The 13,269-nt window shown below is 65.0% G+C and carries 14 protein-coding genes; 8 read left to right on the top strand and 6 right to left on the bottom strand.

All coding sequences use genetic code 11. The annotated features are described in order from the left end of the window. Positions 1-79 precede the first annotated feature (79 nt). From ACJ7C5_RS12945 to ykgO, 6 genes are all read right to left on the bottom strand, one after another. On the bottom strand, positions 80-1,300 hold the full coding sequence (locus ACJ7C5_RS12945) for a TraB/GumN family protein (RefSeq protein ID WP_412704130.1): 1,221 nt from the start codon (positions 1,298-1,300) through the stop codon (positions 80-82). 4 nt (positions 1,301-1,304) lie between these two features. After that, on the bottom strand, positions 1,305-1,835 hold the full coding sequence (locus ACJ7C5_RS12940) for a GNAT family N-acetyltransferase (RefSeq protein WP_049461887.1): 531 nt from the start codon (positions 1,833-1,835) through the stop codon (positions 1,305-1,307). Between the two features lie 14 nt (positions 1,836-1,849). Beyond that, positions 1,850-2,737 (bottom strand): carbon-nitrogen hydrolase, encoded by an 888-nt coding sequence (locus ACJ7C5_RS12935; protein WP_005409280.1) that lies wholly within the window; start codon positions 2,735-2,737, stop codon positions 1,850-1,852. A gap of 223 nt (positions 2,738-2,960) precedes the next feature. Beyond that, positions 2,961-3,998 (bottom strand): agmatine deiminase family protein, encoded by a 1,038-nt coding sequence (locus tag ACJ7C5_RS12930; protein ID WP_412704129.1) that lies wholly within the window; start codon positions 3,996-3,998, stop codon positions 2,961-2,963. A 39-nt stretch (positions 3,999-4,037) separates the two neighbouring features. Then, positions 4,038-4,367 carry a hypothetical protein gene (locus tag ACJ7C5_RS12925; RefSeq protein WP_005416228.1) on the bottom strand — a complete coding sequence of 110 codons (330 nt, stop codon included), beginning with the start codon at positions 4,365-4,367 and terminating at the stop codon, positions 4,038-4,040. 146 nt (positions 4,368-4,513) lie between these two features. Continuing rightward, entirely contained in the window at positions 4,514-4,639 is a 126-nt protein-coding gene (ykgO, locus tag ACJ7C5_RS12920; RefSeq protein ID WP_005409283.1) for a type B 50S ribosomal protein L36, read from the bottom strand. 197 nt (positions 4,640-4,836) lie between these two features. On the opposite strand from ykgO, the gene cmk reads away from it, so the two are divergent. The 8 genes from cmk to galU all read left to right on the top strand — a co-directional run bounded on the left by cmk (position 4,837) and on the right by galU (position 13,121). Then, entirely contained in the window at positions 4,837-5,514 is a 678-nt protein-coding gene (cmk, locus tag ACJ7C5_RS12915; protein WP_032130077.1) for a (d)CMP kinase, read from the top strand. Positions 5,515-5,712: 198 nt separating this feature from the next. Further along, positions 5,713-7,398 (top strand): 30S ribosomal protein S1, encoded by a 1,686-nt coding sequence (gene rpsA, locus ACJ7C5_RS12910; protein WP_088025719.1) that lies wholly within the window; start codon positions 5,713-5,715, stop codon positions 7,396-7,398. An 87-nt stretch (positions 7,399-7,485) separates the two neighbouring features. Continuing rightward, positions 7,486-7,791 (top strand): integration host factor subunit beta, encoded by a 306-nt coding sequence (locus ACJ7C5_RS12905; RefSeq protein ID WP_005409286.1) that lies wholly within the window; start codon positions 7,486-7,488, stop codon positions 7,789-7,791. Between the two features lie 75 nt (positions 7,792-7,866). After that, positions 7,867-8,151 carry a lipopolysaccharide assembly protein LapA domain-containing protein gene (locus ACJ7C5_RS12900; protein ID WP_049447858.1) on the top strand — a complete coding sequence of 95 codons (285 nt, stop codon included), beginning with the start codon at positions 7,867-7,869 and terminating at the stop codon, positions 8,149-8,151. Positions 8,152-8,157: 6 nt separating this feature from the next. After that, a complete protein-coding gene (lapB, locus tag ACJ7C5_RS12895) occupies positions 8,158-9,336 on the top strand; it encodes a lipopolysaccharide assembly protein LapB (protein WP_049447859.1) in 1,179 nt (392 codons plus the stop codon). A 3-nt stretch (positions 9,337-9,339) separates the two neighbouring features. Then, positions 9,340-10,329, top strand: coding sequence for an MraY family glycosyltransferase (locus ACJ7C5_RS12890; protein ID WP_088025720.1), 990 nt, complete (start codon positions 9,340-9,342; stop codon positions 10,327-10,329). Positions 10,330-10,368: 39 nt separating this feature from the next. Continuing rightward, the gene (locus tag ACJ7C5_RS12885; protein ID WP_412704128.1) at positions 10,369-12,246 is read left to right on the top strand and encodes a polysaccharide biosynthesis protein; all 1,878 of its coding nucleotides are present in this window, start codon (positions 10,369-10,371) and stop codon (positions 12,244-12,246) included. Continuing rightward, positions 12,243-13,121 (top strand): UTP--glucose-1-phosphate uridylyltransferase GalU, encoded by an 879-nt coding sequence (gene galU / locus ACJ7C5_RS12880; protein WP_019661303.1) that lies wholly within the window; start codon positions 12,243-12,245, stop codon positions 13,119-13,121. Before ACJ7C5_RS12885 ends, galU begins: the two co-directional genes overlap by 4 nt. The last annotated feature ends 148 nt before the right edge of the window (positions 13,122-13,269 follow it).

Below are 13,269 nucleotides of genomic sequence, written 5' to 3'. Positions count from 1 at the left end.
CTCGGCTGCTGTTCGCCGCGTCGCGGCGTCGCCCGAGCATGGGCTCGGGCGCTACAGATTCTGTGTCCGCTTGAAAGGCTTACCCGGCGACCTTGCCCCACACCTTGAAGGTGGTCAACCACAGGCCGAGCATGCTGCCGATGTTGGTCAGCATGAAGGTGAGCACCACGCGGGTGACGCGGTTGCGATACCAGCCCTTCAGGCTCTGCGCATCGTCGCGCAGCTTCAGGAAGTCTTCGTACGCCGGCTTGCGCAGGCGTGCTTCCACCAGCGCCGAGAACGCACCGGTCGGGATGCTCAGGCGGAAGGGCTTGAACGGGGCCACCGCGATCGCAGTCAGGATGCTCAGCGGATGGCCGCCGGCCAACAGGCAGCCCAGGCCGGCGAGGCCGCCGGTATACATGGCCCAGGTCGCCAGCAGTTCGGTGCCCACGCCCAGACCACCGCGGTAGAAACCTACGCCGATGCCGGTCGCTACGATGGCCAGGATGCCCAGCGTGAACCACGGAATGTTGCGCTTCTTCGGCACCGCTTCCAGCTCGGCGCGCAGCGGTGCCGGTGCTTCGGTGTCGGTTTCCAGGTGGCGCGCCAGCCCGGCCAGGTGGCCGGCACCCACCACGGCCAGCACTTCACGCTGCTGCGGGTCATGTTCCTCGCGCAGGCGGGTGGCCATGTAACGGTCACGTTCGCCGATGATGGTCTCGTACAGCGCCGGGCTCTCGCTGGCGAACTCGCCGAAGCTCGACTCCAGCATGTCGCCCTGCTTGAGCTTCTCGATCTCGTTCTCGCCCACTTCCTCGGACGAGAACAGGCCAGCACCGAGACCGGCGACCAGTTTCAGCTTGCCGAAGAAGCCCAGCCGCTGCGAGGCGCGACGGAAGGTCAGGCCAACCTCGCGGTCGATCAGGTGCACTGGCAGGTTGCGTTCGCGCGCCAGTTCCACCGCGCGCTTCAGTTCGGCACCCGGCTCGATGTCCAGCTGTTCGGCCAGGCGGCGCTGATAGGCGGACAGGGCCAGGTTGGCGGCGAACAGGGCGACGCGGCCCTTGCGGATCACCTCGACCAGGTCGAGCTTGGCCAGCGTGTCCGGGTCGCTCAGTGCCTGCAGGCGCTGCGGGTCCAGTTCAACGGCAACGGCGTCGAAGCGGCCGCTGTCGATGGCTTTTTCAACCGCCTCGACGCTGGCGCGGGAGACGTGGGCAGTGCCAAGCAGGGTGTAGCGCACGCCGTCGCGTTCGACGACGCGCACCGGCTGGCCGGCGAACAGGTCGTCGCCGGTTTCGGAAAGGGTTTCAGTCATGGGTTCATTCATTGGAAGGTGCGGTGTCGGCGCCATCGCCGAGCGCGCGCTGCATCTGCACGGTGTCCAGCCAGCGGCCGTGCTTGCGGCCAAGGCCACGGAACACGCCGACCAGCTCGAAGCCGAAGCGTTCGTGCAGCTTGATCGACGCGGCGTTGGTCGGCTCGCCGATCACGGCCACCATCTGCCGGTAGCCACGCGCCACGCAGGCATCGATCAACGCCTGCAGCAGGCCGGTGCCAACGCCCTGGCCCTGGAACGCGGCATCGACGTAGACCGAGTTCTCCACGGTCCACTGGTAGGCAACGCGGGTGCGGTAGGTGTTGGCGTAGGCATAGCCGGCGACCTGGCCGTCGATTTCGGCGACCAGGTAGGGGAAGCCGCGGTCGATGATGTCGCGCATGCGGCGCAGCATCTCACTCGCGTCCGGGATGTCGTATTCGTAGGTGTTGACGAAGTCGGTCACTTCCACCGCGTAGATCGCGGTGATCGCGTCGATGTCGGCCGGGCCGGCATCACGGATGAGGACGGCCATGCGCGGGCTCCGGCTCAGTCGATGTAGCGCTTGAGCAGGTCGCCGTACGCATCGATGCGGCGATCACGCAGGAACGGCCAGATGCGGCGCACATGCTCGCTGCGCTGCAGATCGACATCGCACAGCAGCACGGTGGCGTCGGTGCCGGCTTCGGCCAGGAACTCACCCTGCGGGCCCAGCACGTGGCTGTTGCCCCAGAACTGGATGCCCGACGCGCCCAGCGGCGAAGCCTCGTGGCCGACGCGGTTGCAGCTCAGCACCGGCAGGCCGTTGGCCACGGCGTGGCCACGGTGGCTGAGCACCCAGGCGTCGCGCTGGCGGGTCTTCTCGTCCTGCACGTCGTCCGGGTCCCAGCCGATCGCGGTCGGGTACAGCAGCAGCTCGGCACCGGCCAGCGCCATCAGGCGCGCCGCTTCCGGGTACCACTGGTCCCAGCACACCAGCACGCCAAGGCGACCCACCGAGGTATCGATCGGCTTGAAGCCGATGTCGCCCGGGGTGAAGTAGAACTTCTCGTAGAAGCCCGGGTCGTCCGGGATATGCATCTTGCGGTACTTGCCCAGCAGGGTGCCGTCTTTTTCGAACACCACCGCGGTGTTGTGGTACAGGCCGGCAGCACGGCGCTCGAACAGCGAGCCGACCAGCACCACGCCGTGCTTCTTCGCCAGCGCGCCCAAGCGCTCGGTGCTCGGGCCCGGAATCGGCTCGGCCAGGTCGAACTCGTCCACCGACTCGTGCTGGCAGAAGTACGGGCCGTTGTGCAGTTCCTGCAGCAGCACCAGCTTGGCACCCTGCGCAGCCGCCTCGGCCACGCGTGCTTCGATCACCGCCAGGTTGGCGGCGGCATCACCGTGGTTGCGCTCCTGGATCAGGGCGACGGTAAGGGGGCTGCGCGAGTTCATGCGGGGCGTTCCTGCGGGGGAAAACCAGCATGTTAGCGCGGATGGGCGGCGACGGCGTGTCGCGCGCTGAATGGCCGGTGTTGTAGAGCCGAGCCCATGCTCGGCTGTGGTCTGCTTCAATCGTGCAAGCGTCCAGCCGAGCGTGGGCTCGGCTCTACAAAAAGCCAGTCGAGCATGGCTCGACTCTGCAAAAGCGGCGCCGGGCGGGGCCCGGCGTCATCCATCAGGCCTTCAGCAGGCCTTCCGGCAACTGCATGGTGATGCAGTGCAGGCTGCCGTTCTGCCAGATCAGCGAGCGGCAGGGCACCTGCACGATCTCGCGGCCCGGGTGTGCCTGCGCCAGCACGTCACGCGCCAGGTCGTCGGCCGGATCACCATAGGCCGGCATCAGCACCGCGCCGTTGACGATCAGGTAGTTGGCGTACGAGGCAGCCAGGCGACGGCCTTCGTCGATCACCGGCTGTGCCCACGGCAGCGGGAACAGGCGATACGGCTGGCCGTCCTTGGTGCGCAGCGCGGCAAGCTCATTGCCCATCGCCTGCAGTTCGGCATAGTGCGAGTCGCTCTCGTCGTCGCAGGCCTGGTAGACGATGCTGTCAGCCGAGGCGAAGCGGGCGAGGGTGTCGATATGGGCGTCGGTGTCGTCGCCTTCCAGGTAGCCGTGGTCCAGCCACAGCACGCGGTCCTGCTGCAGCCAGTCGGCCAGGTCGGCGCTCAGGCTTGCCCGGTCGCGGTCCGGGTGGCGCTCGTGCAGGCACTTCCAGGTAGTCAGCAGGGTGCCTTCACCGTCGGTCTCGATGCCGCCGCCTTCCAGTGCGAACGGAATGCTGCGCACCGAGGCGTTGTTGAACACGCCGGCCTGGTCGAGCACGCCCACCAGCTGGTCATCCAGGGTGGCGTCGAACTTGCCGCCCCAGCCGGTGAAGCGGAAATCCAGCAGCTGGAAGCTGCCATCGGCGCGGCGCAGGGTGATCGGGCCGGAGTCGCGCAGCCAGGTATCGTCGTAGGCCGCCGTGGTGAAGTGGACCTTGTCCATGTCGATGCGGTTGGAGCGCAGCCGCATTTCGGCATAGGTCTCCACATCGTCATCGGCCACGCAGATCAGCACCGGCTGGAAGCGGGTGATGGCCGCGACCAGGGCGATGTAGGTTTCTTCCACCTGGCCCAGGCGGTCTGCCCAGTCGGTATCGGCGGTGGGCCAGGCAATCAGGACGCCGCTCTGGGCTTCCCACTCGGCAGGAAAACGAAGGGTCTGGTTCATGGTCTCGCTACACAGGCCCGCCCATGGCGGGTAAAGGGATCAACGGATCGGCGGTTTCGGGCCGATTTCGTTCGGGTCCGCCTGGTTGGCCACCACGTCGATCACCTTCTGCTTCTCGAAGTAGACGGTGAACTGCGGGTACACCCAGCGGTTGATGGTCGGCCATTGCCGCTTCTGCCCGCCACGCGGCTGCAGCTGCTCGCTCGGCGCGCCGAACTGCGCCTGCACCTGTTGCATGCTCTGGCCGCGCACGGGCAGGGCACCGGCCGGCTTCTCGCGGGCACGGTCGACAAGCAGGGTGTCGGCCAGCGCCGGCGTGGCGGCGGCCAGGGTGGCCATCACGGCCAGGGCGGACAGGTAACGCTTCATCTCGATCTACTCCCCAGTGGTCAAGAAAGGCGATTACAGCAAAAACGGCAGGAAAAAGCCGCATAAACAAAAAACCGCCCGAAGGCGGCTTTTTGCATCGGGTCGGCCCCGCGTAGGGCCAGCCGCAGCCGCGAAGGCTGTGAGGCTTAGCGCTGACGCGCCTTGAAACGCGGGTTCGACTTGCAGATGACGAAGATCTTGCCACGACGACGCACGACCTTGCAGTCACGGTGACGGGCCTTCGCCGACTTCAGGGAGGACAGGACTTTCATGGCATACCTCGGCGTAAACAGTAGTTGTTCGGGTGGAGCGTGGCCGCGATATGCGAAAGACAATCGGCAGTTGACGCTCGTTCAAGCCCGCCATTCTACCGGGCTTTTCCTCGTGGTTTCAAGTGGTTGCACAAAAGATCCCGTTGGGGGCGTCTGACAGGGGCTAGAATGACCCCTTCACACGCTCTGGGAACCCCATGAATCCACTCGCTCCCGTCCTGACCATCGACGGCCCTTCAGGGGCTGGCAAGGGTACCATCAGCCGCATCATCGCGCGCCGGATGGGCTGGCATTACCTGGATTCGGGCGCGCTGTACCGGGCAGTGGGCGTGGCCGCGAGCTGGGCCGACATCGACACCTCCGACGCCTCGGCGCTGGTCCGCTGCACCTTCGATACCCACGTTCAGTTTGTGGAGCAGGGTGAGGCCATGCGGGTCATGGTGAACGGTACCGACGCCACCGACGAGCTGCGTCTGGAGACCACCGGTGCGCTGGCCTCGGCCATTGCCGCCATTCCCGAAGTCCGGGCCGCCCTGAAGGAGCGCCAGCGCGCATTCAGGGAGCTGCCCGGCCTGGTCGCCGATGGCCGCGACATGGGCACGGTGATCTTCCCGGACGCCTCCTACAAGGTCTTCCTGACCGCCAGTGCCGAGGAGCGCGCCGAGCGCCGGCATAAGCAGTTGAAAGACAAGGGGGTTTCTGTTAACTTTGATGACCTCCTGCGTGAGATCATGGCCCGCGACGCCCGTGATGCTCAGCGTACCGTGGCGCCCCTGAAGCCGGCAGACGATGCTGTCCTCATCGACACCACAGGCATCGGCATCGCAGATGTCGTTGCCAGAGTGATGGATCTGCTTCCGGTTCCGGCTGCCTGATCCGTTCGCGCGGGAGCACTGCCAGCAACATCGGTGGTGGTCGCGCATAGCAGTGCTGTACCAGCTCCGTCGCGCAATGATGCGTGGCGGTTTTCCTACTACACACGACCTGCGTTTCCGGGGTCGACCAACAGGCGGGCGGTCGCCATTCCCCTGAAGGGGACGCCACCGACCCATGTGTCCAACAGAGTAAATCTAATGACCGAATCATTTGCCGAACTGTTTGAAGCCAGCCAGGCCAACCTGGCCAAGCTGAAGCCGGGCGCCATCGTCAGCGGTACCGTTGTTGAAGTCCGCGGCGACGTCGTGGTGATCAACGCTGGCCTGAAGTCCGAAGGCATCGTGCCGATCGAACAGTTCCGTAACGACGCTGGCGAAATCGACGTCGCCGAAGGCGACATCGTCAAGGTCGCCCTCGACTCGATCGAGAACGGCTTCGGCGAAACCGTCCTGTCGCGCGAGAAGGCCAAGCGCGCGATGGTGTGGGACGAGCTGGAAGAAGCGTTGGAAAAGAACGAAACCATCACCGGCCGCATCAGCGGCAAGGTCAAGGGTGGTTTCACCGTGGACATCAAGGATGTCCGCGCCTTCCTGCCGGGTTCCCTGGTCGATGTGCGCCCGGTGCGCGATCCGGCCTACCTGGAAGGCAAGGAACTCGAGTTCAAGCTCATCAAGCTGGACCGCAAGCGTAACAACGTCGTGGTCTCGCGCCGCGCTGTCGTCGAAAGCGAGCACTCGGAAGAGCGCGAGCAGCTGATGGACAAGCTGCAGGAAGGCGCGATCCTGAAGGGTGTCGTCAAGAACCTGACCGATTACGGCGCGTTCGTGGACCTGGGCGGTATCGACGGCCTGCTGCACATCACCGACATGGCATGGAAGCGCGTGCGCCATCCGTCCGAAGTCGTGAACGTCGGCGACGAGCTGGACGTGCGCGTGCTGAAGTTCGACCGCGAGCGCAACCGCGTTTCGCTGGGCCTGAAGCAGCTGGGCGAGGATCCGTGGGACAACATCGGCCGTCGTTACCCGGCCAACAGCCGCGTCTTCGGCAAGGTCTCCAACGTCACCGATTACGGCGCGTTCGTTGAGATCGAGCCGGGCGTCGAAGGCCTGGTGCACGTCTCCGAGATGGATTGGACCAACAAGAACGTCAACCCGTCCAAGGTTGTGCAGGTTGGTGACGAAGTCGAAGTGATGGTGCTGGACGTCGATGAAGAGCGTCGCCGTATCTCGCTGGGCATGAAGCAGGTTGCCGCCAATCCGTGGGAAACCTTCGCTGCCACCCACAAGAAGGGTGACAAGGTGTCGGGCCAGATCAAGTCGATCACCGACTTCGGCATCTTCATCGGCCTGGACGGCGGCATCGACGGCCTGGTTCACCTGTCCGACATCAGCTGGGCCACCACCGGCGAAGACGTCGTTCGCAACTTCAAGAAGGGCGATACCCTGGACGCCGTCGTCCTGGCTGTCGACCCGGAGCGCGAGCGCATCTCCCTGGGCGTGAAGCAGCTGGAGCAGGATCCGTTCGGCCAGTACATGGCTGCCAATCCGAAGGGCTCCAAGGTCGAAGGCGTGGTGAAGGAAGTCGACGCCAAGGGCGCGATCATCGAGCTGGCTGACGGCATCGAAGGTTACGTCTCGGCGCGCGACATCGCCAACGAGCGCGTTGACGACGCCACCCAGCACCTGAAGGTCGGCGACAAGGTCGAAGCCAAGTTCGTGGGCATGGACCGCAAGGGTCGCACCCTGCAGCTGTCGATCAAGGCCAAGGACGACGCGGAAATGCGCGAAGTGCTGGAGGAATACCAGTCCTCTTCGGCTTCCAGCGGCACCACCCAGCTGGGCGCGCTGCTGCGTGCACAGCTGAACGGCAACAAGTCCGAGTAATCGGCCTTACGCTGTTCGTTGTTTCCTGGACGGCCCGGGCATTGCCCGGGCCGTTTCAGGCTGAGATGCCCCTGATGTGAGCCGGTGATGACCAAATCCGAACTGATCGAAATCCTTGCGCGCCGCCAGGCGCACCTGAAGGCCGATGATGTCGATCTGGCGGTGAAGTCGTTGCTGGAAATGATGGGCGGTTCGCTGTCCGCCGGGGATCGCATCGAAATCCGTGGTTTTGGCAGCTTCTCGCTGCACTATCGTCCGCCGCGCCTGGGTCGCAACCCGAAGACCGGCGAATCGGTTGCCCTGCCGGGCAAGCATGTCCCCCATTTCAAGCCGGGCAAGGAACTGCGCGAGCGGGTCAGCAGTGTGCTGCCGCTGGACGCCGATCCGGCCTGAGCCCCGTCGCGCCACCGCGTGCGAATCCAGCCGCGAGTCGGATAAGCTACGGACTCCTGCCACTGGAGCTGTCGCATGAAGGTTTTTCGTCTGCTGGTCCTGCTGGCGGTCCTGATCCTTGGGCTGATCATTGGTGCGGTCAACATGACCGCGATGTCGATCAACCTGCTGTTTACCCAATTGAACACGTCCGTCGGCGTGGCGCTGATTGCTGCCCTGCTGATCGGTGTCGTGGTCGGTGCCGGTCTGGTGCTGGTGAGCGTGGTCATTCCGCTTTACAGCCAGTTGCGCCGTGCCAACAAGTCCGTGGCGGCCACGCCGGCCGCGGGTGTTTCCCCCCAATCTTTTGATGGACGTTGATCGAAGATGGATTTCGTCACCGAGTGGTTCTGGTTCTTTCTGTTCGTTCCGTTGGCCGCACTGGCCGGGTGGGTGATCGGACGGCGTGGCGGTCAACGTCACGGTGACAACCAGGTCAGCCGCCTGTCCAGCACCTACTTCCGCGGTCTGAACTACCTGCTCAACGAACAGCCGGACAAGGCCATCGAGCTGTTCCTGCACATCGCCGAGCTGGACAAGGAAACCTTCGAGACCCAGGTCGCGCTGGGCCACCTGTTCCGCCGCCGTGGTGAAGTGGATCGCGCGATTCGCCTGCACCAGGGCCTGGTCAACCGCCATGACCTGAGCGACGCACAGCGCGTGCAGGCCCTGCTGGCGCTGGGCGAGGACTACATGAAGTCCGGTCTGCTGGACCGTGCCGAGACCGTGTTCACCGAGCTGGCGCAACTGGACCAGCGTGCGCCGCAGGCGCTGAAGCACCTGATCGGCATCTACCAGGCCGAGCGGGACTGGGAAAAGGCGATCGACAACGCCACCCGTTTCGAAGACGTGACCGGCGAGCCGATGGGCAAGCTGATCGGGCAGTTCGAATGCGAGCTGGCCGAGCGTTTCCGCGGCGCCGGCAAGCTGGAAGAGGCGAGGGCGGCGATCGCCCGTGCCTACCAGGCCGATGCCATGTCGGTACGCGCGGGCATCATCGAAGGGCGCCTGGAGACGGATGCCGGTAACGCCGAGGCCGCCGTGCGTGCGTTCGAGCGCGCCGCGCGCAACGACCCCGAGTATCTGCCGGAGCTGCTGCCCGCGTTGATGCAGAACTATCGCAAGGTGGGTGACCTGGGCGGCGCGCGCGCCTTCCTTTCGGAAATGACCGAGCACTACCGCGGCATTGCGCCGGTGCTGGCATTGACCCGCCTGATGGAAGAACAGGAGGGCGTGGCCCCGGCCCGTGCCTACCTCGGTCGCCAGCTCAAGGATCGTCCGTCGGTACGTGGCGAGTCCGCGCTGATCGACCTGACGCTGGCCGAGGGCGCCGATTCCACCGCCACCCTGCACGACCTCAAGCACATCACCGACCAGCTGCTGGTGCGCAACCCCGCTTACCGCTGCACCCGCTGTGGATTTGGTGCACGCACTCACCACTGGCAGTGCCCGAGCTGCAAGGAGTGGGGCACGGTCAAGCCGCTGCTGAACTACGCGGTGCTCTGATCCATGCCGTGGCTCGTGATGGGCGCGCTGCTGGGGCTGGCCCTGCTGAGTGCGGCGCTGACGTGGGCTGCGCGGGGCTATGCGCTGCGCCAGCAGTTGATGGATCAGCCGGGCGAGCGTCGCAGCCATAGCGTGGCGACCCCGCGCGGCGGCGGCATCGCCATCGTCATCAGCCTGCTGGTCACTGCGGGCGTGGCGATGTGGATCTGGCCCGCCGCAACGCCGAGCCTGCTGCTTGCCAGTCTGGGACTGGTGCTGGTGGCGGGCATCGGCTGGTGGGACGACCACAGACCGCTGCCGGCCATGCGCCGCCTGATGGTGCATTTCATTGCCGCCGCACTGCTGGCCGCACTGGTCAAGGTGCACGGTGGCAGCTGGCTGCTGGCCGTGCTGGTGCTGCTGTTCACTGCCTCGTTGATCAACATCTGGAACTTCATGGATGGCATCAACGGCATTGCCGCCAGCCAGGCCATCGTGGTCGCGCTGGGCCTGGCGCCAGTGCTGCCCTGGCCGTATTCGCTTGCGGCCGTGGCCCTGGGGCTGGCCTGCCTGGGTTTTCTGCCGTTCAACTTCCCGCGGGCGCGGATCTTCATGGGTGATGTCGGAAGTGGCGCACTGGGATATGCGGTTGCCGTCGTTCTGGCGATCGCGAGCCTGAAGACCGATATCCACTGGATCCTGTTGCTGGTGCCGGCCTCGGCGTTCCTCGTGGACGCGGGCTTCACGCTGCTGGCGCGCATCATTTCCGGGCAACGCTGGATGGAACCCCATACCCAGCATGTCTACCAGCGGGCGGTGCAGGCAGGAGCCAGTCATGCCCAGGTGACAGGGATGTACTTTGCTTTGGGCCTGTTCAGTATTACAGTGCTTAATGTCTGCTCCAATTTGCAGCCGAGGTGGGAGGCTGTCGTGGCGATCGCGTGGTTCATTGCGCTGAGCGCCCTCTGGCTCTTCCTGCGCAATGGATTGCGTCACCGACAAGGAACTACCTGACTTATGGCTTCACCCTGGCGGGACAGAATTCTCGGCCTGATGCCGCGTTCGGCCATCGTCTGCCACGACCTGTTCATGGTCTGGGCATGCTGGCAGCTGCTCCACGCGGGGCGGTACTCGATCCTCCCCAACGCGCCGGCGCTGCCCCTCTGGAATGTCGATACCACGCTGGTGCTGCTGTTGCAGGGCCTGGTGTTCTGGCGCGTGGGCCTGTATCGCGGCCTGTGGCGTTTCGCCAGCGTCAGCGACCTGCTGAACATCTTCAAGGCCAGCTTCATCGGCCTGGTCGGCATCGTGCTGGTACTGATGTGGAAGCGCTTCGATGGCGTTCCGATGTCGGTACTGGTGATCTATCCGTTCGCGCTGTCGGCGCTGCTGGGCGCGCCGCGGCTGCTGTACCGGGCCTGGAAGGACTATCAGGCACTGCAGTCGGATTCCAGCGCACGCCGGGTATTGATCCTGGGCGCCGGGCAGGCGGCTGAAACCCTGGTCCGAGACCTGCGCCGTTCCGGCAACTTCGAGCCGGTCGGTCTGCTGGATGATGCACCGCACCTGCGTGGCGCCAAGCTGCAGGGCCTGCCCATCCTCGGCAGCCTGGATGACGCCCCGGCAGTGGTCCGCGAGACCGCCGCCAAGCTGCTGGTGATCGCCATGCCCTCGCTGGACGCCGCAGGCATGCAACGGGTGGTTGCCATCTGTGAAAGCACCGGCGTGCCGTTCCGGACCGTGCCCAAGCTCAGCGACATCCTGCAGGGCCAGTCGCTGCCGGGCCAGCTGAAGGAAGTGGCGATCGAGGACCTGCTCGGTCGCAAGCCGATCACCCCGGATTGGAGCCTCATCCGGGGCTGGCTGGGTGGGCGTACCGTGATGGTGACCGGCGCCGGCGGTTCGATTGGTTCGGAGCTGTGCCGCCAGTGTGCGCGCCATGGCGCCGGCCGCATCATCCTGCTGGAGATGAGTGAACTGCTGCTGCTGACCATCGAGGGTGAGCTGCGCCGCAGTTTCCCCGATGTCGAGATCGAAGCGGTACTGGGTGACTGCGGTGACCCGGCGGTGATCCGCCATGCGCTGTCGCTGCATCCGGTCGATACCGCCTTCCATGCCGCGGCCTACAAGCATGTGCCGGTGCTTGAGCGACAGCTACGCGAAGCCGTGCGCAACAACATCCTGGCGACCGAGAACGTGGCGCGCGCCTGCCTTGAGGCCCGTGTCGAACATTTCGTGTTCATCTCCACCGACAAGGCGGTCGACCCGGTCAACGCGCTGGGTGCCAGCAAGCGCTACGCCGAGATGATCTGCCAGAGCCTGGACCAGAAGTCCACGCATACCCGTTTCGTCACGGTACGCTTCGGCAACGTGCTGGCCTCGGCCGGCAGCGTGGTCCCGCTGTTCCGTGAACAGATCCTGCGTGGCGGACCGGTGACGGTCACCGATCCGGAAGTCAGCCGCTACTTCATGACGATTCCCGAGGCCTGCCAGCTGATCCTGCAGGCGGCCGCCTCGGCGTCGCACGGTGCGATCTACACGCTGGACATGGGCGAGCCGGTGCCGATCCGGCTGCTGGCCGAGCAGATGATCCGCCTGGCGGGCAAGCAGCCGTACAAGGACATCCCGATCATCTATACCGGCCTGCGTCCGGGCGAGAAGCTGCACGAGACGCTGTTCTATTCGGACGAAGACTACCGCGCCACCGCGCACCCGAAGATCCTTGAGGCTGGTGTGCGCATGTTCTCGCGCGATCTGGTGCTGGGCAACGTCCCGCGCCTGCGCGAAGCGGTGTGCAGCTACGACACCGACACCATCAGGGAAGTCCTGTTCGCGACGATGCCGGAGTTCTCTCCGATCGAACAGGATGCTTACATTTCATCCGCTAAAGTCGTGCCCTTTCCGGCACGTGAGGCCAACAGGCACCAATGAGCAAGCGAATTCGCAAGGCAGTTTTTCCAGTGGCAGGGCTAGGGACGCGCTTTTTGCCGGCAACCAAGACGGTGCCGAAGGAAATGCTGCCGATCATTGATCGTCCGCTGATCCAATACGCTGTGGATGAGGCAATCGAAGCAGGCTGCGACACGCTGGTTTTCATCACCAACCGCTACAAGCATGCGGTTGCCGACTACTTCGACAAGGCCTACGAACTGGAGCAGAAGCTCGAGCGCGCCGGCAAGCAGGAGCAGCTGGAGATGATCCGCCATGTGCTGCCCAATGGCGTGCGCGCGATCTTCGTGACCCAGGCCGAAGCACTGGGCCTGGGCCATGCGGTGCTGTGCGCGAAGGCCGTGATCGGTGATGAGCCGTTCGCGGTGCTGCTGCCGGACGACCTGATCTGGAACCGCGGCGACGGCGCACTGAAGCAGATGGCCGACCTCAACGAGGCCAGTGGTGCCAGCGTGATTGCCGTTGAAGACGTGCCGCACGACAAGACTGCCAGCTACGGCATCGTTGCCACCGAGGCATTTGATGGTCGCAAGGGGCGCATTTCGCAGATCGTGGAGAAGCCGAAGCCGGAGGACGCCCCGAGCGACCTGGCAGTGGTCGGACGCTACGTGCTGAGCCCGAAGATCTTCGAGCTGCTGGAGCAGACGGGCAGCGGTGCCGGTGGCGAGATCCAGCTGACCGACGCGATCGCGCAGCTGCTGAAGACCGAAGAGGTGGATGCCTACCGTTTCGAGGGCACCCGTTTCGACTGCGGCACGCATCTGGGGCTGGTGGAGGCGACGATCCGTTTCGCGCTGGACAACCCGAAGCTGGCTGGCCCGGCGCGGGAGAAGCTGACGGCGATGTTGGCGGAGTAAGGTTTATCAAGCGCTCCGTGCTGCGCCTTGATTGATACGTGGGGGAGGGGGCGGATGGCCCTCTCCAAAACACGCCAAAGCCCTTCCATGGTGCTCGATGGCGCCATCCATGGCGCCAACGGTTTTGGAGAGGGCCATCCGCCCCCTC

Origin of the sequence: Nocardiopsis yanglingensis (assembly GCF_045809185.1) — a bacterium.
Lineage (GTDB): Bacteria > Pseudomonadota > Gammaproteobacteria > Xanthomonadales > Xanthomonadaceae > Stenotrophomonas > Stenotrophomonas yanglingensis.
Note: the sequence above shows the minus strand (reverse complement) of the source record. Positions and strands in the feature narration are given on the sequence as shown.